The organism is Microbacterium sp. ZKA21 (genome assembly GCF_050434165.1).
Taxonomy (GTDB): Bacteria; Actinomycetota; Actinomycetes; order Actinomycetales; family Microbacteriaceae; genus Microbacterium.
On record NZ_JBNPVV010000009.1, the window covers coordinates 95,454 to 115,481 of the forward strand.

Genomic DNA, 20,028 nt, shown 5'->3' on the forward strand with positions numbered 1-20,028 from the left:
CTCGAAGCATGGCATCCGACTCCTTCGTGCACCTCCACGTCCACAGCGAGTACTCGATGCTGGACGGCGCTGCGAAGATCGGCGCGATGACCCAGGCGGCGGCGGATTACGGCATGCCGGCCATCGCGGTGACCGACCACGGCAACACGTTCGCGGCCTTCGAGTTCTACCGTGCCGCGCAGAACGCCGGCGTCAAGCCGATCATCGGTCTCGAGGCGTACGTGACTCCCGGCACGCACCGCAGCGACAAATCGCGCGTCCAGTGGGGCTCCCCGGATCAGAAGAGCGACGACGTGTCCGGTTCCGGCGCCTACACCCACATGACGATGTGGAGTCAGAGCACCGAGGGCATGCACAACCTCTTCCGGCTCAGTTCGCTTTCGAGCATCGAGGGCTACTACTTCAAGCCCCGCATGGACCGCGACCTTCTGCAGACGTACGGCAAGGGACTGATCGCGACGACCGGATGCCCGTCCGGCGAGATCCAGACCCGCCTGCGTCTGGGCCAGTACGACGCCGCGCGCGCGGCCGCGGCAGAGTTCCAGGATCTGTTCGGCAAGGAGAACTACTTCGCCGAGATCATGGATCACGGCCTTTCCATCGAGCGCCGCGTCATGACCGACCTGCTGCGCCTGTCGAAGGATCTCGGCATCCCGCTGGTGGCGACCAACGACTCGCACTACACGCACCAGCACGAGGCCGATGCGCACGCGGCGCTGCTGTGCGTGCAGTCGGGCTCGACCCTGGACGATCCGAACCGGTTCAAGTTCGACGGCGACGGCTACTACGTCAAGACCGCGCAGGAGATGCGCCAGCTGTTCCGCGACCACCCCGAGGCGTGCGACAACACGCTGCTGATCGCCGAGCGCTGCGAGGTCGAATTCAACACCTCGGCGAACTACATGCCGCGCTTCCCGGTGCCGGACGGCGAGACCGAGGACAGCTGGCTCATCAAGGAGGTCGAGGCCGGCCTGCACTACCGGTACCCCAACGGCATCCCGGACAAGGTCCGCAAGCAGGCCGAGTACGAGACCGGCATCATCCTGCAGATGGGCTTCCCCGGGTACTTCCTCGTCGTCGCCGACTTCATCAACTGGGCCAAGGACAACGGCATCCGCGTGGGGCCGGGTCGCGGCTCCGGTGCCGGCTCCATGGTCGCGTACGCCATGAAGATCACCGACCTCGACCCGCTCGAGCACGGCCTGATCTTCGAGCGATTCCTGAACCCTGACCGCGTCTCGATGCCTGACTTCGACGTCGACTTCGATGATCGTCGCCGCGGCGAGGTCATCGACTACGTGACCGAGAAGTACGGCTCGGAGCGCGTCGCGCAGATCGTCACCTACGGCACGATCAAGTCCAAGCAGGCGCTGAAGGATGCCGGACGCGTGCTGGGCTTCCCGTTCAGCATGGGCGAGCGTCTCACGAAGGCCATGCCGCCGCCCGTCATGGGCAAGGACATGCCGCTGGACGGCATGTTCGACTCCGCGCACCCCCGCTACAAGGAGGCCAGCGAGTTCCGGGCACTCATCGAGACCGACCCCGAGGCGAAGACGGTCTTCGACCGCGCGCTGGGTCTGGAAGGCCTGAAGCGCCAGTGGGGCGTGCACGCAGCCGGCGTCATCATGTCGTCCGAGCCACTGCTCGACATCATCCCGATCATGCGCCGCGAACAGGACGGGCAGATCGTCACGCAGTTCGACTACCCGTCCTGCGAGACGCTCGGCCTCATCAAGATGGACTTCCTGGGGCTTCGAAACCTCACGATCATCTCGGACGCGCTCGACAACATCCGCCTGAACAGGGGAGAGGAGCTCGATCTCGAGCACCTCGCGCTCGACGACCGCGCCGTCTACGATCTGCTCGGCAAGGGCGACACGCTGGGCGTGTTCCAGCTCGACAGTCCGCCGCTGCGCTCTCTCATGCGCCTGATGAAACCGGACACCTTCGGCGACATCTCGGCCCTCATCGCCCTGTACCGACCGGGGCCCATGGGGGCGAACTCGCACACCAACTACGCACTGCGCAAGAACGGCCTGCAGGAGATCACGCCGATCCACCCCGAGCTCGAAGAGCCGCTCGCCGAGATCCTGCAGGAGTCCTACGGCCTGATCATCTATCAGGAGCAGGTCATGGCCATCGCGCAGAAGGTCGCCGGCTTCAGCCTCGGCCAGGCCGACATCCTCCGCCGCGCGATGGGAAAGAAGAAGAAGTCCGAGCTGGACAAGCAGTACGAGGGCTTCTCCGGCGGCATGAAGGAGCGCGGCTTCGGCGAGGCCGCGATCAAGGCGCTGTGGGACATCCTGCTGCCGTTCTCGGACTACGCCTTCAACAAAGCGCACTCCGCGGCTTACGGTCTCGTGTCGTACTGGACCGCCTATCTCAAGGCGCACTATCCCGCCGAGTACATGGCGGCGCTGCTGACCAGCGTCGGCGATTCCAAGGACAAGATGGCGCTGTATCTGAACGAGTGCCGTCGCATGGGGATCCGAGTGCTCCCGCCGGATGTGGGGGAGTCGATCAACTTCTTCGCCGCCGTCGGCGAGGACATCCGCTTCGGTCTCGGTGCCGTGCGCAACGTCGGCAGCAACGTCGTCGACGGCATCGTCCAGGCGCGCAAGAAGGAGACGTTCGGCTCGTTCCACGACTTCCTGCACAAAGTTCCGCTGCATGTGGCGAACAAGCGGACGGTCGAATCCCTGATCAAAGCCGGTGCCTTCGACTCGATGGGCGACACCCGCCGTGCGCTGATGGAGGTCCACGAGGATGCCGTCGAGGCCGCCGTGGATCGCAAACGCAACGAGGCGCAGGGTGCCATCGGCTTCGACTTCGACAGCCTCTACGACGACATGGAGGAGGCGGCACCTGCCAAGGTGCCGGAGCGTCCGGAGTGGACCAAGAAGGACAAGCTGGCGTTCGAGCGCGAGATGCTCGGTCTCTACGTCTCCGATCATCCGCTCGCGGGGCTCGAGGTGCCGCTCGCCAAGCACGCATCGATCTCGATCCACAACCTGCTGGCGTCCGAGGATCTTCAGGACGGCGACCAGGTGACGGTCGCAGGCCTCGTGACGAGCGTCCAGCACCGCGTCGCCAAGGCCAGCGGGAATCCGTACGGCATGATCACCGTCGAGGACTTCAACGGCGAGGTCACCGTGATGTTCATGGGCAAGACCTACACCGAGTTCCAGCATGTGCTGCAGCAGGATGCGATCCTCGCCGTTCGCGGGCGCGTGTCCCGCCGCGACGACGGGCTCAACCTGCATGCCCAGTCGGCGTTCGCCCCCGACGTCGGCTCGTTCGACGCCGCAGGACCGCTGGCACTGGTCGTGGCCGAGCAGCGCGCCACCGAACGCGTGATGAACGACCTCGCCGAGGTGCTGCGCAGACACAACGGCGACACCGAAGTGCTGCTCCGCGTGCATCGAGGACAGACCGCCAAGGTGTTCGAAGTCCCCATGCCGGTCAGGGTCTCAGCGGACCTCTTCGGCGATCTGAAGTCGCTGCTGGGACCTGCCTGCCTCGGCTGACGCGCTTCATGAGAAAGTCATGACGGTTACGGTCTCGATAAGGGCGGCGCGGGCACCCGCAGGTAATATCGGGACGCGTTAGGGACGTCGGCCGGCACGGTCGCGCCCCGTGACGAAAGGAACAGGATGAGTACCCAGCACCCGTTCGAGGACGACCCCGAGTCCACGACACCCGCGGCCGATGCCGAGACGTTCACCGTGGAGGACGGATCCGTCCTGTACGAGGACCAGGTCACGCCGGAGTACGGAATCCTCGGATTCACGCTGCGCGAGCTCATCATCGTCGGCGCCTGGCTCGTCGCATTCGTGGTGTCGTTCTTCCCGCTCGTCGGCGGCAGCGGCTCGGTCTGGGCCCAGGGGATCGCCTGGGTGCTGCCCATCGGCCTTCCGACGGCCGCCGTGTTCCTGATCGTGCTGCGCCGCTTCTCCCCGGACGGCATCCGGCGCGTCGGCTCCTTGGGCATCGATCAGTTCGCCTCGGTGGCATTCGCTGTCGCAGCGATCTCGTGGGCGCAGGTGAGCTGGTCGCTGGTGGGTACCTGGATCGCCACCGGCATCGCCCCCGCGGCGTGGGTTCCGTGGGTCGAGCTGGTCGCCGCACTCGGCCTCGTCGTGCTGACGGTGTTCGCACCGCTGATCCCCGGTCTGCGCGAGGACTTCATCGGCCGTCTCGAGACGCTGGCCCACCGAAACGCCAACCCCGTCCGTCCGGTGATCGCCCGGCCGCGTGCGCCCAAGCCCGCCGCGGATGCGCCGGAAGCCCCCGCAGCTCCTGTGCTGGATGCCGAGCTCTCCGGTGAGAACACCACCGACGAGATCGCCGCGCTCGGTCTCGCAGGTCAGGTGCCGCTCTCCGCACACGCATCAGGCGGCGACACCGGTTCCGTGCTGACGCAGGACGAGTACGCGCCCGGCTACGCGCGCCGCTCGCGCGGAGCGGATGCCGAGGACGCGCGTATCGATGACGATGCCGCCGGAATCGAGCCGATCAGCGAACTGGGTCTTGCGCCGGAGTCCGCCGAGCCCGACATCGACGAGCCCGAGGTCGAGGTCGAGGTCGTCGAATCCGACGCTGCCGAGCCGGTTGAGGTCGTCGAAGAGCAGGTCGTCGTCGAAGAGGTCTTCGACGTCGACGCGACCAACCCGCGTTTCGCACCGGTCGCCCAGCCGTTCTGGGCGCTCGCGCCGAGCGAGCGCGACGTCGTGGACGAGCGGGGCGAGCCGCTGTTCCGCATCGGCCCTGACGCGTGGGCGCTCGTGATCGAGGATCGCGGTGGCGCGTTCGTCGTGCGACATGATGATGGCCGGATCGGCTATCTGCACGACATCGACGACATCACGAAGGGCTGACATGCGCACCATCGATCTCCGAGGGCGAGAGCTCTCGGCATCCGACATGCTCGCGGCCGTGCCGCGCGCCGCGCAGGCGCGCGCCGAGGCGCTCGACGCGGCCACCCGCATCGTCGAAGCCGTGCGCACCGACGGCGAGGCGGCGCTGCGCGGCCAGGCCGAGAGCTTCGACCGGGTCACGGGGCACGCCATCCGTGTCCCAGGCGAGCACATCACGGAAGCCGTGACGGCGCTCGAACCGGAGATCCGCGCTGCGTTGGAGGAGACCATCCGACGCGTGCGACAGGCGTCAGCGGCCCAGGTCCCGGCCGAGCAGATCACCGACATCGGTCCCGGCGCCCGCATCGTGCAGCGGTGGCAGCCGGTCAGGCGCGTCGGCGTCTACATCCCTGGCGGCAAGGCCGTCTACCCGTCCAGCGTGATCATGAACGTGGTGCCCGCGCAGGTCGCCGGCGTCGAGCAGATCGCGCTCGCTTCGCCTCCGCAGTCCGATCAGGGCGGCCGCATCCACCCGACGATCCTCGCCGCAGCCGGCCTGCTCGGCATCGACGAGGTGTACGCGATGGGCGGCGCCGGTGCGATCGGGGCCTTCGCCCACGGAGTGGCCGGCATCGGACTCGACCCGGTCGATGTCGTGTCCGGACCCGGAAACAACTACGTCGCGTCCGCCAAGCGCGTCGTCGCCGGCGTCGTCGGTACGGATTCCGAAGCCGGTGCGACCGAGATCCTCATCGTCGCCGATGCCGCGGCGGACGCACGTCTCATCGCGGCGGATCTGATCAGTCAGGCCGAGCACGACGAGCAGGCATCGGCGGTGCTGGTGACCGATTCGGCAGATCTCGCCGAGCGCGTCGCGGCTGGCGTCGAGGAACTGGCTGCGTCGACCAGGCACGCCGACCGCGTCGCCGCCGCGCTGGGCGGGGAGCAGTCCGCGATCGTGCTCGTCGACGACCGGGCCATGGCGACCGCGTTCAGCAATGCCTATGCGCCGGAGCACCTCGAACTCCACCTGGAGGACGCGGATGCCGCGGCATCCGCCTTCACCAGCGCCGGAGCAGTATTCGTGGGCGATCAGACTCCGGTCAGCCTCGGCGACTACATGGCCGGCAGCAACCACGTCCTCCCGACGGGCGGCCAGGCGCGCTACGCCCCTGGGCTCGGCGCGTACACGTTCCTGCGTCCGCAGCAGGTGATCCGCTACGACCACGCCGCGCTCGCGCAGGTGCGCGCCGGTGTGGTCGCGCTCGCGAACACCGAGGTGCTGCCAGCCCACGGCGAGGCGATCGAGGCGCGCTTCACCTCAGAGGCCGCCGCAGGCTGACCGAGTACGCTGGGTCAAATGCACTGTCCGTTCTGCCGGCATCCGGATTCCCGCGTCATCGATTCGCGCACCAGCGACGACGGTCTGTCGATCCGTCGCCGCAGGCAGTGCCCGGAGTGCGGCGGCCGGTTCTCGACGACGGAGACCGCGAGCCTGAACGTCATCAAGCGCAGTGGCGTCATGGAGCCGTTCAGCCGTGAGAAGGTCATCTCCGGAGTGCGCAAGGCCTGCCAGGGGCGTCCCGTGACCGATTCCGACCTGGCCGTACTGGCGCAGCGCGTGGAGGAGAACGTCCGGGCGACCGGAGTCTCCCAACTCGACGCCAACGAGATCGGGCTCGCGATCCTCGGTCCGCTGCGCGAACTGGACGAGGTCGCCTACCTGCGATTCGCGAGCGTCTACCGGGCGTTCGATTCGCTCGAGGACTTCGAGAGCGCCATCACCGATCTGCGAGCCGACCACGCGCGCGCGGGGACAGACGCCGCCGACCGGTAATCTGGCAGAGATGTATCCGCTGCTCTTCCGCGTCGTCCTGTCGCGCTTTGACTCCGAGTTCGCCCACCACGCCGGCATGGCGGTGATCCGCGTGCTCGGCGTTCCGCCGTTCTCGTGGGCGGCGCGCGCGCTGACCGCGCCGCCACTGGAGCAGCACGTGCACGCTCTCGGCCTGGTGTTCCCGTCGCCGTTCGGCATCGCCGCCGGGTTCGACAAGAACGCCGTCGGCGTACGCGGGCTCGCAGCTCTCGGCTTCGGACACGTCGAAGTCGGCACCATCACGGCGATTCCGCAGGACGGCAACCCCAAGCCGCGCCTGTTCCGCCTGATCCCCGATCGCGCGCTCATCAACCGGATGGGCTTCAACAATGCCGGAGCGGATGCCGCGGCGAAACGTCTCGCGAAGCTCCGCCGCCGCAAGCCCGCCACCATCATCGGTGTCAACATCGGCAAGAGCCGCGTCGTCGACGTCGAGAACGCGACGGCGGACTACGTCGCCAGCGCGACCAAGCTCGCCCCGCTCGCGGACTATCTCGCCGTCAACGTCTCCTCGCCGAACACTCCAGGTCTGCGCGGACTTCAGGCCGTCGATACGCTCGCTCCGCTGCTGCGCGCCGTCAAGGACGCGGCGGGCGACACGCCTCTGCTCGTGAAGATCGCCCCCGACCTGCCTGATGAGGAGATCACCGCGATTGCGCAGCTCGCCGTGGCCGAAGGACTCTCGGGGATCATCGCGCACAACACGACGATCGCCCGGGACGGGCTGATCACCGACGAGGCCACGGTCGAGGCCGCCGGCGCAGGCGGACTCTCGGGCGCCCCGCTCAAGGAACGTTCGATGGAGGTGCTGAAGGTCGTCCGCGCCGCCGTACCAGCCGACTTCTGCGTCATCGCCGTCGGCGGCGTGGAGACGGCCGAAGACGTGCGCGCGCGTCTGGATGCCGGTGCCACGCTCGTGCAGGGCTACACCGGGTTCCTGTACCGCGGTCCGTTCTGGGGTCGCCAGATCACCCGCGGCCTGCGCTCCGCTCGCTGAGAAACTCGCTGCCCCCGGGTTATGCGACACCTTTCTGAGTTCGCGCCAGAAAACAACAGGCGCGAACTCAGAAAGGTGTAGCAGAACGTGCGGTCGGCGCTGTGATGCGCGGTGCGGCGCTGCGGGTCAGGCGGGGTACTGGCGGCGCTTGACCTGCGGCTTCGGCAGGCGCATGAAACGCATCTGCAGGGCGCGCATGGCCGCGTACCAGCCGAGGCCCTTCTCGAGTTTGTCCTTGCCGAACTTCGCGGCGGCTTTGCGCTTCACACGGTTCGCGAGCAGCACCATGTCGATGATCGAGATGATCAGGTACGCCCACAGGCCGACGAACGCGTAGAACGAGACTGCGGCGTTGGGCACCAGCGAGACGAGGATCACGACCAGCATGAGCGCCATGATCCACTCGGACAGGTGCCATCCGGCATCCACGTAGTCGCGCACCCAGCGACGCTGCGGCCCCTTGTCGCGCGGAGGCAGGTACTTGTCATCGCCGTTCGCCATGCCGATGCGGGCCTTCTCGCGCTGCTCGTTCAGCTGCGCCTTGGCCGCGGCCTTGGCCTCCTTGGTGTTCGCCACCAGGGGGCGACGGCGGGCCGCTTCCTGCTCGGCGCGCGACGGAGTCGCGCGTCCCTTTCCGACGGCGGGCGTCTCTGCGGCGTCGTCGTTCGTCTCGGGGGTCGGATTGGCCACAAGGCTCCTCGGTCACGTGAAGGGGTTCGCCCTTAAGATTACCCGCATGACCTCTTCCGATTCGCAGATCCCTGAAGACCTCGCCGTCGAAGAGGCGGTGCTCGAATCCGTCGCGACCGGCCTGCCCCGCGCTCTGGGGGACCTGGGCGAGCTCGTCCGCATCCCCGGCATCGCCTGGCCGTCGTTCGATCAGACGCAGCTCGAGCGCAGCGCCGATGTCATCGCGGAGCTCGCGCGCGACACCGGCGTCTTCGACGAGGTGCGCGTGCTGCGGGCGGCGATCCCGGGGACCGACGAGGTCGGCCAGCCGGCGATCCTCGCCACGAAGGCCGCCAGCAACGGCCGACCGACGATCCTCCTCTACGCCCACCACGACGTGCAGCCCCCGGGGGATGACGCGCTGTGGGAGACGCCCCCGTTCGAACCGACCGTCCGCGACGGCCGCCTGTACGGGCGGGGCGCGGCCGATGACAAGGCCGGGATCATGGCGCACATCGCATCGCTGCGCGCCGTCGCGGATGCCGTCGGCGATGACTTCGATCTCGGCGTCGCCCTGTTCATCGAGGGGGAGGAGGAGTACGGCTCCCGCTCGTTCGGCCAGTTCCTCAGCGACAACGTCGACGCGCTCCGCGCCGACGCGATCGTGGTCGCCGACTCCGGCAACTGGGACGCACGCACACCAGGGCTCACCGTCTCCCTGCGCGGCAACGCCCGCTTCACCCTGAACGTGCGCACGCTCGAGCACGCATCGCACTCCGGAATGTACGGCGGCGCCGTCCCCGACGCGATGATGGCGACGATCAAGCTCCTGGACACGCTGTGGGACGCCGACGGCGCCGTCGCGGTCGAGGGTCTCGCGCAGCGGGACGCCGCCACCCCCGAGTACTCGGAGGACACGCTGCGCGACGAGGCGGGCCTGCCGGAGGGCGTGTCGCCGATCGGTCGCGACAGCATCCTCAGCCGGATCTGGAACAAGCCGGCCGTGACCGTCATCGGGATCGACGCGACCAGCGTCGACTCGGCCTCCAACACGCTCGCGCCGGAGGTGACCGTCGTCATCAGCGCGCGCGTCGCCCCCGGCCAGAGCGGTGCTGACGCGTACGCCGCGCTCGAGAACCACCTCAGGGCCCACGCGCCGTTCGGCGCACAGCTGACCTTCTCGGATGTCGATCTCGGCGATGGATTCCTCGTCGACACCAGCGGATGGGCGGTCGCCCTCACCCGTGAGGCGATGGCGGACGGCTACGGCGTCCCGCCGGTGGACCTCGGCGTCGGCGGGTCGATCCCTTTCATCGCCGATCTCGTCCGCGAGTTCCCGGAGGCGCAGATCCTCGTGACCGGGGTGGAGGATCCGCACGCCAGGGCGCACAGCCCGAACGAGTCGCTGCACCTGGACACGTTCCGGCACGCGGTCCGCACCGAGGCGCTCATGCTGACGCGCATGAACCGCATCGCGCGCTGACACGCCCGGCCGGTGCACCCGGCGGTAGAATCTGAACAACGCCGTGCCGCATGCGGCCCGTCCCTAGGAGTGAGATGAGCGACACCACACTGACCACCGAGACCACCACCGCACACGGGGTGAAGCTGACCGACGCCGCGGCGCTCAAGGTCAAGAGCCTTCTCGAGCAGGAGGGACGCGACGACCTCCGTCTGCGCGTCGCCGTCCAGCCCGGGGGCTGCTCGGGCCTGATCTACCAGCTGTACTTCGACGAGCGCTACCTCGACGGCGACGAGACCGTCGACTTCGATGGTGTCGAGGTCATCGTGGACAACATGAGCGTGCCGTACCTCGACGGCGCATCGATCGACTTCAAGGACACGATCTCGGAGCAGGGCTTCACGATCGACAACCCGAATGCAGCGGGCAGCTGCGCCTGCGGCGACAGCTTCCACTGACCCTGACCCACACGCCAACCTGCGTGGTTGGCGTGAATCAGGTGTGAGGTTGCCCTAGACTGGGTAGGCCCTGTCCGCGATCTGAAAGGTGCATCGTGCCCTCGAAACGCCGCCTTCGTTGGGCCGCCATTCCTCTGGGAATCGCGGCAGCCGTGGCCCTGGCGGGATGTACTCCCACCGAGCTGAACGGCTTCCTTCCTGGCTTCGTCGAAGACGGTACGGCCGCGACCAACCAGACCGAGCGGGTCTCCGGCCTCTGGGTCAACTCCTGGATCGTGCTCCTGGCCGTCGGCATCGTCACCTGGGGCCTCATGGCCTGGGCCGCGATCGCCTACCGCCGCCGCAAGGGCCAGACCGGCCTGCCGGTGCAGCTCCGCTACAACATGCCGATCGAGATCTTCTACACGATCGTCCCGCTGCTGCTGGTGCTGGGCATGTTCTTCTTCACGGCTCGTGACCAGACGGCGATCGAGACGCAGTGGGAGGAGCCCGACGTCGAGATCACCGCGATCGGCAAGCAGTGGTCGTGGGACTTCATGTACGCCGGCGAGGACGACGACATGTCGGATGCCGTGTGGACCATGGGCATCCAGGCCCAGCCCGACAAGGACGGCAACGTCGACCAGGAGCAGCTGCCCACGCTGGTGCTCCCCGTCGACCAGGATGTCACCATCCACCTCCAGTCGCGCGACGTCATCCACTCGTTCTGGATCATCGACTTCCTCTACAAGAAGGACATGTACATCGGGAAGGACAACACCTGGTCCTTCACTCCGACCCGGGTCGGCGAGTACGCCGGCAAGTGCGCCGAGCTCTGCGGCGAGTACCACTCGATGATGCTGTTCAATGTCAAGGTCGTCGAGCAGGACGAATACGACGCCTACGTCGAAGAACTGCGTGAGAAGGGCAACACCGGCGACATCGCCGACGCCTACGATCGCCTGTCGAACCTCCCGGGCACCACTGGCTCGCCCGAGGCGGGCTCCGAGGAAGAGGGAGAGTAATCCTCATGTCCACCACTCCCGCATCCGGTGACGCCGCAGCTCACCGCCCCAACGCTCTGCCCGCCCGTCAGGCCGCTCTGATGAGCTCCTCGCGCGTCGAGCAGAAGGGCAACATCGTCGTCAAGTGGATCACCTCCACCGACCACAAGACCATCGGGTACATGTACCTGATCGCCTCCGTGCTGTTCTTCCTCCTCGGCGGCGTGATGGCCCTGGTCATCCGCGCCGAGCTCTTCGCGCCGGGAATGCAGATCATCCCGACGAAGGAGCAGTACAACCAGCTGTTCACGATGCACGGCACGATCATGCTGCTGATGTTCGCGACGCCGCTGTTCGCCGGCTTCGCCAATGCGATCCTGCCGCTGCAGCTCGGCGCTCCTGACGTCGCCTTCCCGCGTCTGAACGCGTTCGCGTTCTGGCTCTTCCTGTTCGGTTCGACGATCGCGGTCGCCGGCTTCCTCACCCCGCAGGGAGCGGCGTCGTTCGGCTGGTTCGCATACCAGCCGCTCGCCAACGCCTCGTTCTCGCCGGGTGCCGGTGGAAACCTGTGGATGGTCGGCCTCGGCATCTCCGGTTTCGGAACGATCCTGGGTGCCGTGAACTTCATCACCACCGTCATCACGATGCGCGCCCCCGGCATGACGATGTGGCGCATGCCGATCTTCAGCTGGAACACGCTCATCACCAGCCTGCTGATCCTGATGGCGTTTCCCGTGCTGGCCGCCGCGATCTTCGCCGCCGCCGCCGACCGCATCCTCGGCGCGCACATCTACGACCCGGCCAACGGCGGCGTGCTCCTCTGGCAGCACCTGTTCTGGTTCTTCGGTCACCCCGAGGTGTACATCATCGCGCTGCCGTTCTTCGGCATCGTCTCCGAGATCTTCCCGGTCTTCAGCCGCAAGCCGATCTTCGGGTACAAGACCCTCGTCTACGCGACGATCGCGATCGCCGCGCTGTCCGTTGCCGTGTGGGCCCACCACATGTACGTCACCGGCTCGGTGCTGCTGCCGTTCTTCTCGCTGATGACGATGCTCATCGCGGTACCCACGGGTGTGAAGATCTTCAACTGGATCGGCACCATGTGGCGCGGATCGGTGACGTTCGAGACGCCGATGGTCTTCGCTCTCGGCTTCCTGGTGTCGTTCGTCTTCGGCGGTCTGACCGGCGTGATCCTCGCCTCGCCGCCGCTGGACTTCCACCTCAGCGACTCGTACTTCGTCGTCGCCCACTTCCACTACGTGGTGTTCGGCACGGTCGTGTTCGCGATGTTCGCCGGCTTCTACTTCTGGTGGCCGAAGTGGACAGGGCGGATGCTGAACGAGCGTCTCGGCTACGTGCACTTCTGGATGCTGTTCATCGGCTTCCACATGACGTTCCTCATCCAGCACTGGCTGGGCGTCGACGGCATGGTCCGTCGCTACGCGGACTACTCCGCCTCCGAGGGGTGGACCTGGCAGAACCAGGTCTCGACGATCGGTGCGATCATCCTCGGTGCGTCGATGCTGCCGTTCTTCCTGAACGTCTGGATCACCGCGCGCAAGGCGCCCAAGGTCACGGTGAACGACCCGTGGGGCTACGGTGCATCGCTCGAGTGGGCGACCAGCTGCCCGCCGCCGCGCCACAACTTCACGTCCATCCCTCGCATCCGCAGCGAGCGTCCCGCGTTCGACCTGAACCACCCGGAGGCCGCAGAGCATCCGGTCGGGGCCCCAGAGCCGGTCCTGGTCGGCGCGAACGGAGAGGCCAAGTAACATGCGCGACAACGTCATCCTCTGGTGGGTGCTGACCGCCTTCTTCGCCGTCGTGGCCGTGATCTACACGGCCTGGAACATCCTGGAGCACCAGGACCGCCCGGTCGTCACGGCGATCGAGTGGGTCGGAACGATCGCACTGCTGTTCACCGCCTTCATGGGCGCGATGGTCGCCTTCTACCTGCACCGCACGCATCGTGCGCAGGGCGGCGAGCTGCCCGAGGACATCCTCACCAGCGACATCGACGACGGAGACCCGGAGCTCGGCGAGTTCAGCCCGTGGTCCTGGTGGCCGATCGTCCTCGCGGGCTCCGCGGCGATCTTCGTCATCGGCCTCGCGGTCGGACACTTCCTGCTGCCGATCGGCCTCGCGATCTTCGTGGTCGCGATCGTCGGGTGGGTGTACGAGTACTACCGCGGCAACTTCGCCCGCTGACGCGCTTTCCCATCACGATGGCCCCCGGAATCTCCGGGGGCCATCGTCGTGTCCGGGGCACTGCCGGTCACAGGCTGCGGTCGCGCGCTCTCGTCGCGATCTCCTCGGTCACCGCAGCGATGAACGCGGAGATCCCGATGCCGGAGCCGTTCACGGCGAGGGTCTCATCGGCGATCTCCTGATCGCCCAGCACGGCGACGTGGGCGACGTGATCGCGATGCGCGTCTCGGATGCGAGAACCGAGGCTGCCGTCGGCGCGGACTCGGGCGCGCACACCGACCGCCAGGAGACTGCGTACGACGGCCTGTGCCGCATCCATGTGACGCCGCGGATCGACCGGGAGCACGTCGACCTGGTGCGGTGCGAGCCAGGTGGGGAAGCGCCCCTTGTGCTGTTCGATGAGCAGGGCGACCAGGCGCTCCATGGAGCTGCGCAGGCCGCGGTGGACCATCACCGGGCGTTCTCGGACGCCCGCGGGGGAGATGTAGGTCAACCCGAAGCGATCGGGCATCACGCGATCGATCTGGATGGTGGAGAGAGTCTCTTCGCGGCCGGCCGCATCCCGCACCTGGACATCGATCTTCGGCCCGTAGAAGGCCGCTTCACCCGGCGCGCGTCGGTAGTGGACGCCGACCCGATCCAGTGCGCTCTCGAGCTCGGCCTCGGCGAGTCGCCAGTGCTCGTCGCTGCCCGCGTACGCGCCGTGCTCTCCGCGCAGCGACATCCGGTAGTTGTCGATCTCGATTCCGAGCGTCGCATAGGCGGAGCGGATCGCCTCGAGCGCGAGAACGACCTCCTCGACCACCTGATCAGGCAGGCAGAAGACGTGCGCATCGTCCAGCGTGATCTGACGGACCCGGCTGAGTCCACCCAGCACACCGGAGAGCTCACTGCGGAACATGGCGGCGTTCTCGGCATAGCGGACGGGAAGGTCGCGCCAGCTGTGCTGCTCGGCTGCGTACACCTGCACGTGGCTCGGACAGTTGGCGGGGCGCAGCACGAGTTCCTCGCCGCCGATGCGCATCGGCGGGAACATGTCGTCTGCGAACTTGTCCCAGTGCCCGCTGCGCTCGAACAGCTCGCGCTTCGCGAGGACCGGGGTGAAGATGCGCAGGCAGCCCGACCGTTCTGCCTGCTCGGCGGCGAAGCGCTCGAGCTCAGTGCGGATGGTCGCTCCATCCGGCATCCACATCGGAAGCCCGGCGCCGATCACCGGAGAGGTGTCGAACAGGTGCAGCGCGCGGCCGAGGCGTCGGTGATCGTTGTCCATGGGGTGCTCCTTGATTCTCGATCGAGGAGAAGCCCAGGAGGCGACGACGAAGCCCCGGGAACATCTCCCCGGGGCTCTGGTTTCGCTGAGTCTGCGCTAGCGAGCACGCCGGAGGGTATCCGGCGTCGTCGTCACGTTCTGCAGGCTCATGGCGAGAGGCTATCAGACGGACGCACTGATCACGCGCGGGTGCGGATGCGGGGGACACCCGTGAGCGGGTCGATCGGACGGCGGTGGACGCCATCGGCGTTCTCGACGGGATAGCCTTCGCGCACCCAGTACTCGAACCCGCCGATCATCTCGCGCACGACGTAGCCCAACTTGGCGAACTCCAGTGCGCCCTTCGCCCCGGCGTTGCACCCGGGGCTCCAGCAGTAGACGACGACCTCGGTTCCCGGCGGGATCTCGGCCGGTGCACGGCCGGCGATGTCGTTGTAGTGCATGTGCACGGCTCCCGCGACCCGGCCCTGCGCCCATGCCTCGTCGGAGCGGACGTCGATGACCACGACGTCGTCCCCGGCCCTCTGCCGGGCGTACAGGTCGCTGGCGTCCGTCTCGTAGGCGAGTTTGGCGGCGAAGAAGTCGGCACGTTCGATCATGATCCCAGCGTACGGATGCCGGGGTGATCGCGCCGCCGTGTTGCGGTCACCTCTCGCACGATTCGCGACACGTCGCCGGAGACGAAGAAGGCCCCGCCGCTGAACGCGACGGGGCCGGGGGAGAGCGGCGGTGTCTACTCGCCGTCCTCCGACTTCTTCGGGGACTTCTTCTTCACCGGGTCGGTCGCGATGACCGTGCTCGGCGTGTTGGCGGTCTCGACGACGTGGTCCTCTGAGGCGACGAGCGGCGCATCGGGCGCGCCGGCTCGGTCGTGGGCACCCTGGATCTCGGCGGCCTCGGTCTCGTCCATGTGGGCGGTGACGTGATGCTGATGGGCATCCGCGGCATCCACCTCCGTCTGCGTGAGCGGAGCGAGACGGTCCTCGTAGAACCAGCGCGACAGAGCCGAGCGCAGGTTCTGCGTCCACGGGATGCGACCCTTGGCGTTCGGGCGCACCACGAGGGGCTCGTAGCCGTCGACGTCGATGAGCTTCCAGCGGTCGTACTTGTCGACGGGCTGGTGCACCTCGATGAACTCGCCGCCCGGGAGCCGGACGATGCGGCCCGACTCGTAACCGTGCAGGACGATCTCGCGGTCCTTCTTCTGCAGCGCGATGCAGATGCGCTTCGTGACGAAGTAACCGAGGATCGGCCCGAGGATCAGCAGTGCCTGGAGCGTGTGGATCACACCTTCCATCGTCAGCATGAAGTGCGTGGCGATGAGGTCGGAGGATGCCGCGGCCCAGAGGACTGCGTAGAAGATGACGCCGGCGACGCCGATCGCGGTGCGCGTGGCCGCGTTGCGGGGACGCTGGGCGATGTGGTGCTCGCGCTTGTCGCCCGTGACCCACGCCTCGATGAAGGGGTAGATCGCAACCGCGACGAGGAACACCACGAGCACCAGCACCGGGACGATGATGCCGAACGACCACGTCCGGTCGAGGAAGACGATGTCCCAGTTCGACGGAGCGAGGCGCAGAGCGCCGTCTGCGAAGCCGATGTACCAGTCGGGCTGGGTTCCGGCGGAGACAGGAGACGGGTCGTACGGGCCGTAGTTCCAGATCGGGTTGATCTGGAAGAACGTCGCGATCAGCACGATCGTGCCGAAGACGATGAACAGGTAGCCGCCCATCTTCGACATGTACACCGGCATCATCGGGTAGCCGACGACGTTGTCGTTCGAGCGGCCGGGGCCGGCGAACTGGGTGTGCTTGTTGATCACCATGAGCATGAGGTGCAGCACGATGAACGCGATCACGAGCAGAGGCAGCAGCAGGATGTGCAGCGTGTACAGGCGTCCGACGATGTCGGTGCCGGGGAACTCGCCGCCGAAGACGAGGAACGACGTCCACGTGCCGATCAGCGGGAGGCCCTTCACCATGCCGTCGATGATGCGAAGTCCGTTGCCGGAGAGCAGGTCGTCCGGCAGCGAGTAGCCGGTGAAGCCCTCGGCGAGTGCCAGGACGAACAGCACGAAGCCGATCACCCAGTTCAGCTCGCGCGGCTTGCGGAACGCACCCGTGAAGAAGATGCGCAGCATGTGCACGCCGATGCCGGCGATGAACACCAGCGCCGCCCAGTGGTGGATCTGGCGGACGAGCAGGCCGCCGCGCACGTCGAACGAGATGTTCAGGGTCGACTCGAGAGCCGCCGACATCTCGATGCCGCGCATCGGGGCATAGGCGCCGGTGTAGTGCGTCTCGACCATCGAGGCCTGGAAGAAGAACGTCAGGAAGGTTCCGGAGAGGAACACCACCACGAAGCTCCACAGCGCGATCTCACCCAGCATGAACGACCAGTGGTCGGGGAAGATCTTGCGACCGAGCTCCTTGACGAAGCCGGAGAGGCTGGTGCGCTCATCGATGTAGTTCGACGCGGCGCCGACGAAGCGGCCGCCGAGGGGCGCCTTGGTGTCTTTGTCCTCGTTGGACAGCGTTGCGGTGCTCAATGGCGCTCCCAGAAGCTCGGGCCGACGGGTTCGTGGAAGTCACTGCGTGCGACGAGGTAGCCCTCGTCGTCGACGGTGATGGGCAGCTGGGGCAGCGGACGCGCGGCCGGGCCGAAGATGACCTTGGCGTGGTCCGTGACGTCGAACTGCGACTGGTGGCACGGGCACAGCAGGTGGTGCGTCTGCTGCTCGTACAGTGCGACGGGGCAGCCGACGTGCGTGCAGACCTTGGAGTACGCGACGATGCCGTCGTACGACCAGTCCTTGCGGTCCTCGGCCTCGGTGAGCTGCTCGGGGCGCAGGCGCATCATCAGCACGATCGCCTTGGCCTTCTCCTCGAGGTAGCCGTCGTGGTGCGACAGCGTCGCGAGATCCTCAGGGATGACGTGGAACGCCGAACCGAGGGTGACATCCGCCGCGCGGATGGGGGTGCCATCGGGGTCGCGCACGAGGCGCTGGCCCTCGGCCCACATGGTGTGCTGGAGCAGCACGACCGGGTCACCGGCCGTCGGGTCCTCGGGCGTCGAGTGCGGGGCGAGCCCGCGGAACAGCGTGACGCCGGGGATGATCGACGCGACGAGCGCGGCGAACAGCGAGTTGCGGATCATCACGCGGCGTCCGAACCCGGACTCCGCGTTCGCGTCCGCGAACGCCTTGATCGAGGCCTCGCGAGTGGAGTCCTTGCCGCGCGTGGGGTGCCGGTGCTCCGTGAACTCCTTGTCGCTCATCAGCGCCTTGGACCAGTGGATGGCTCCGAGGCCCAGGGACAGCAGCGCGAGACCGATGCCGAGACCGATGAACAGGTTGTTGTAGCGGATCGAGACCAGCGACTGGTCCTCGATCGGGAACAGCATGTAGGCGGCGACCGCCCAGATGGATCCGGCCAGCGACAGATAGAAGAGCGTGTAGACCGTGCGGACCGCGCGCTTCTCGGCGCGCGGGTCCTTGTCGGTCATCCGCTCGCGATGCGGCGGCAGCCCCGGGTTCTGCACGGGATCGCTGACTGCGACACCCAGCCCCGGAGAGGGCTGGTAGGCCCTGTCAAGAGCCTGCGAGTCGTCGTCGTGTGCCATGGTGCTCCTCGTACGTTCCTCTTCGATGAATATGCGTCAGTTGGACTTCGCCGTGATCCACACGGTGATGGCGACAAGCGCGCCGATGCCGAAGATCCACACGAACAGGCCCTCGGAGACGGGGCCGAGGGATCCGAGCGAGAAGCCTCCCGGCTGCACGGACTCCTGCTGGAAGACCAGTGCCGCGATGATGTCGCGCTTGTCCTCGTCGGACAGGTTCATGTTGCCGAACACGGGCATGTTCTGCGGGCCGGTGACCATGGCCGCGTAGATGTGCAGAGCGCTCGTCTCGGTCAGAGCCGGAGCGTACTTGCCCTCGGTGAGCGCACCACCCGCGGCGGCGACGTTGTGGCACATCGCGCAGTTCACGCGGAACAGCTCGGCTCCGTGCGAGACGCTCGCCTCGTCCTCGGCGTTCTCCGGGTTCGCCTCACCGGACGTGATCCAGTCGGCGGGGTAGGTCGGGCCGGGGGCCACGGACTGCACGTACGAGGCGATCGCCTGGATCTGGTCCTCGGTGAACTGCACCGGCTTCTGCGGTGCCTGCGGGCCCTGCATCTGCAGCGGCATGCGGCCGGTGGACAACTGGAACTCGGTGGCGAGCTCGCCGACGCCGATGAGGCTCGGGCCGTTGTCGGTGCCCTGCATGTCGAGGCCGTGACAGGTGGCGCAGTTGGCCTGGAACAGCTTCTCGCCGTCCTCGGCCGTCAGCGACGCCGATGCGACGGTCGGTGTCTCGGTCGCGGCGATCGCCGCGGAAGCACCGGCATATACGCCGCCGGTGATGAGGAGTCCTGCTCCGATCAGTGCCGCTGCCGCGAAGGGACTGCGACGACCGTTCGAACGGCGCTTCTTCTCTCGTGCCATCTCAGGGATCAGCTCCGCTCTTATTTCAGGAAGTAGATGACGAAGAACAGCACGATCCAGACGACATCGACGAAGTGCCAGTAGTAGGACACCACGATCGAGGAGGTCGCCTCCTTGTGCGTGAAGTTCTTGACGGCGAACGCGCGGCCCATGATTAGCAGGAACGCGATGAGGCCACCGGTGACGTGCAGGGCGTGGAAGCCCGTGGTGATATAGAACGCCGAAGCATACGAGTTCGCCTGGATCGGCAGGCCTTCGGCGACCAGCTGGGCGTACTCCCAGACCTGACCGGAGACGAAGATCGCGCCGAGCGCGAATGTGATCCAGAACCACTCGACCATGCCCCAGCCGAACAGCCGGCGACGGCCGGCCGGGTTCAGCTGCCCCTTCGCGATGCGGTAGGGCTGCAGATCCTCGGCGGCGAAGACACCCATCTGGCACGTCACTGAGGACAGCACCAGGATGGCGGTGTTGATCGCCGCGAACGGAACATTGAGCAGTTCGGTCTCCTGGGCCCACAACTCCGGAGAGGTGCTGCGGAGGGTGAAGTAGATCGCGAACAGTCCCGCGAAGAACATCACCTCGCTGCCGAGCCACACGATGGTGCCGACAGCTACCGGGTTGGGCCGCTTGATGGTTCGGGCAGCCGGGGCATACGTCGCTGAGGTCGTCACCCCTCCATTATGGCCGATCCCGGCGCGCGATTCTTGCATCGCAGGCCCCCGATTCGCTGGTGTGGCACTTAGGGCAACCTAAGAAAC

Annotated in this window: 17 protein-coding genes; 10 read left to right on the forward strand and 7 right to left on the reverse strand. The window is 67.1% G+C overall.

The window, feature by feature from the left end; all coding sequences use genetic code 11:
* Positions 1-8: 8 nt before the first annotated feature.
* From dnaE to M2317_RS16850, 5 genes are all read left to right on the forward strand, one after another.
* Complete coding sequence (gene dnaE, locus M2317_RS16830; RefSeq protein WP_429462155.1) at positions 9-3,527, forward strand: DNA polymerase III subunit alpha; 3,519 nt, start codon at positions 9-11, stop codon at positions 3,525-3,527.
* Positions 3,528-3,653: 126 nt separating this feature from the next.
* A complete protein-coding gene (locus M2317_RS16835) occupies positions 3,654-4,877 on the forward strand; it encodes a hypothetical protein (RefSeq protein ID WP_429462157.1) in 1,224 nt (407 codons plus the stop codon).
* Position 4,878: 1 nt separating this feature from the next.
* The gene (hisD, locus tag M2317_RS16840) at positions 4,879-6,198 is read left to right on the forward strand and encodes a histidinol dehydrogenase (protein ID WP_429462159.1); all 1,320 of its coding nucleotides are present in this window, start codon (positions 4,879-4,881) and stop codon (positions 6,196-6,198) included.
* Positions 6,199-6,216: 18 nt separating this feature from the next.
* The gene (nrdR, locus tag M2317_RS16845; protein WP_429462161.1) at positions 6,217-6,693 is read left to right on the forward strand and encodes a transcriptional regulator NrdR; all 477 of its coding nucleotides are present in this window, start codon (positions 6,217-6,219) and stop codon (positions 6,691-6,693) included.
* A gap of 10 nt (positions 6,694-6,703) precedes the next feature.
* On the forward strand, positions 6,704-7,729 hold the full coding sequence (locus M2317_RS16850; RefSeq protein ID WP_429462163.1) for a quinone-dependent dihydroorotate dehydrogenase: 1,026 nt from the start codon (positions 6,704-6,706) through the stop codon (positions 7,727-7,729).
* A gap of 126 nt (positions 7,730-7,855) precedes the next feature.
* Here the strand turns inward: M2317_RS16850 and M2317_RS16855 are convergent, their stop codons facing one another.
* On the reverse strand, positions 7,856-8,419 hold the full coding sequence (locus M2317_RS16855; RefSeq protein WP_429462165.1) for a DUF3043 domain-containing protein: 564 nt from the start codon (positions 8,417-8,419) through the stop codon (positions 7,856-7,858).
* A 46-nt stretch (positions 8,420-8,465) separates the two neighbouring features.
* Here M2317_RS16855 and M2317_RS16860 point away from each other — a divergent pair, with 46 nt between their 5' ends.
* The 5 genes from M2317_RS16860 (at position 8,466) to M2317_RS16880 (ending at position 13,509) form a co-directional block, all read left to right on the forward strand.
* The gene (locus tag M2317_RS16860; RefSeq protein WP_429462167.1) at positions 8,466-9,881 is read left to right on the forward strand and encodes a dipeptidase; all 1,416 of its coding nucleotides are present in this window, start codon (positions 8,466-8,468) and stop codon (positions 9,879-9,881) included.
* Positions 9,882-9,955: 74 nt separating this feature from the next.
* Positions 9,956-10,318, forward strand: coding sequence for an iron-sulfur cluster insertion protein ErpA (gene erpA / locus M2317_RS16865; protein ID WP_429462169.1), 363 nt, complete (start codon positions 9,956-9,958; stop codon positions 10,316-10,318).
* Between the two features lie 95 nt (positions 10,319-10,413).
* Complete coding sequence (gene ctaC / locus M2317_RS16870; protein ID WP_429462171.1) at positions 10,414-11,322, forward strand: aa3-type cytochrome oxidase subunit II; 909 nt, start codon at positions 10,414-10,416, stop codon at positions 11,320-11,322.
* Positions 11,323-11,327: 5 nt separating this feature from the next.
* A complete protein-coding gene (gene ctaD / locus M2317_RS16875) occupies positions 11,328-13,073 on the forward strand; it encodes an aa3-type cytochrome oxidase subunit I (RefSeq protein WP_429462173.1) in 1,746 nt (581 codons plus the stop codon).
* 1 nt (position 13,074) lies between these two features.
* Positions 13,075-13,509 (forward strand): cytochrome c oxidase subunit 4, encoded by a 435-nt coding sequence (locus tag M2317_RS16880; protein ID WP_429462175.1) that lies wholly within the window; start codon positions 13,075-13,077, stop codon positions 13,507-13,509.
* Positions 13,510-13,576: 67 nt separating this feature from the next.
* Here M2317_RS16880 and thrS read toward each other — a convergent pair whose 3' ends face one another.
* The 6 genes from thrS to ctaE form a co-directional block, all read right to left on the reverse strand.
* On the reverse strand, positions 13,577-14,779 hold the full coding sequence (thrS, locus tag M2317_RS16885; protein ID WP_429462177.1) for a threonine--tRNA ligase: 1,203 nt from the start codon (positions 14,777-14,779) through the stop codon (positions 13,577-13,579).
* Positions 14,780-14,958: 179 nt separating this feature from the next.
* Positions 14,959-15,378 carry a rhodanese-like domain-containing protein gene (locus M2317_RS16890; protein WP_429462178.1) on the reverse strand — a complete coding sequence of 140 codons (420 nt, stop codon included), beginning with the start codon at positions 15,376-15,378 and terminating at the stop codon, positions 14,959-14,961.
* Positions 15,379-15,512: 134 nt separating this feature from the next.
* Positions 15,513-17,327 (reverse strand): cytochrome bc1 complex cytochrome b subunit, encoded by a 1,815-nt coding sequence (gene qcrB, locus M2317_RS16895; protein ID WP_429462180.1) that lies wholly within the window; start codon positions 17,325-17,327, stop codon positions 15,513-15,515.
* Positions 17,324-18,400 (reverse strand): cytochrome bc1 complex Rieske iron-sulfur subunit, encoded by a 1,077-nt coding sequence (qcrA, locus tag M2317_RS16900; protein WP_429462182.1) that lies wholly within the window; start codon positions 18,398-18,400, stop codon positions 17,324-17,326. The genes qcrB and qcrA overlap by 4 nt, the downstream gene beginning before the upstream one ends.
* A gap of 36 nt (positions 18,401-18,436) precedes the next feature.
* Complete coding sequence (qcrC, locus tag M2317_RS16905) at positions 18,437-19,267, reverse strand: cytochrome bc1 complex diheme cytochrome c subunit (protein WP_429462184.1); 831 nt, start codon at positions 19,265-19,267, stop codon at positions 18,437-18,439.
* A 20-nt stretch (positions 19,268-19,287) separates the two neighbouring features.
* Positions 19,288-19,980 (reverse strand): aa3-type cytochrome oxidase subunit III, encoded by a 693-nt coding sequence (gene ctaE, locus M2317_RS16910; RefSeq protein ID WP_429462186.1) that lies wholly within the window; start codon positions 19,978-19,980, stop codon positions 19,288-19,290.
* Between the last annotated feature and the right edge of the window lie 48 nt (positions 19,981-20,028).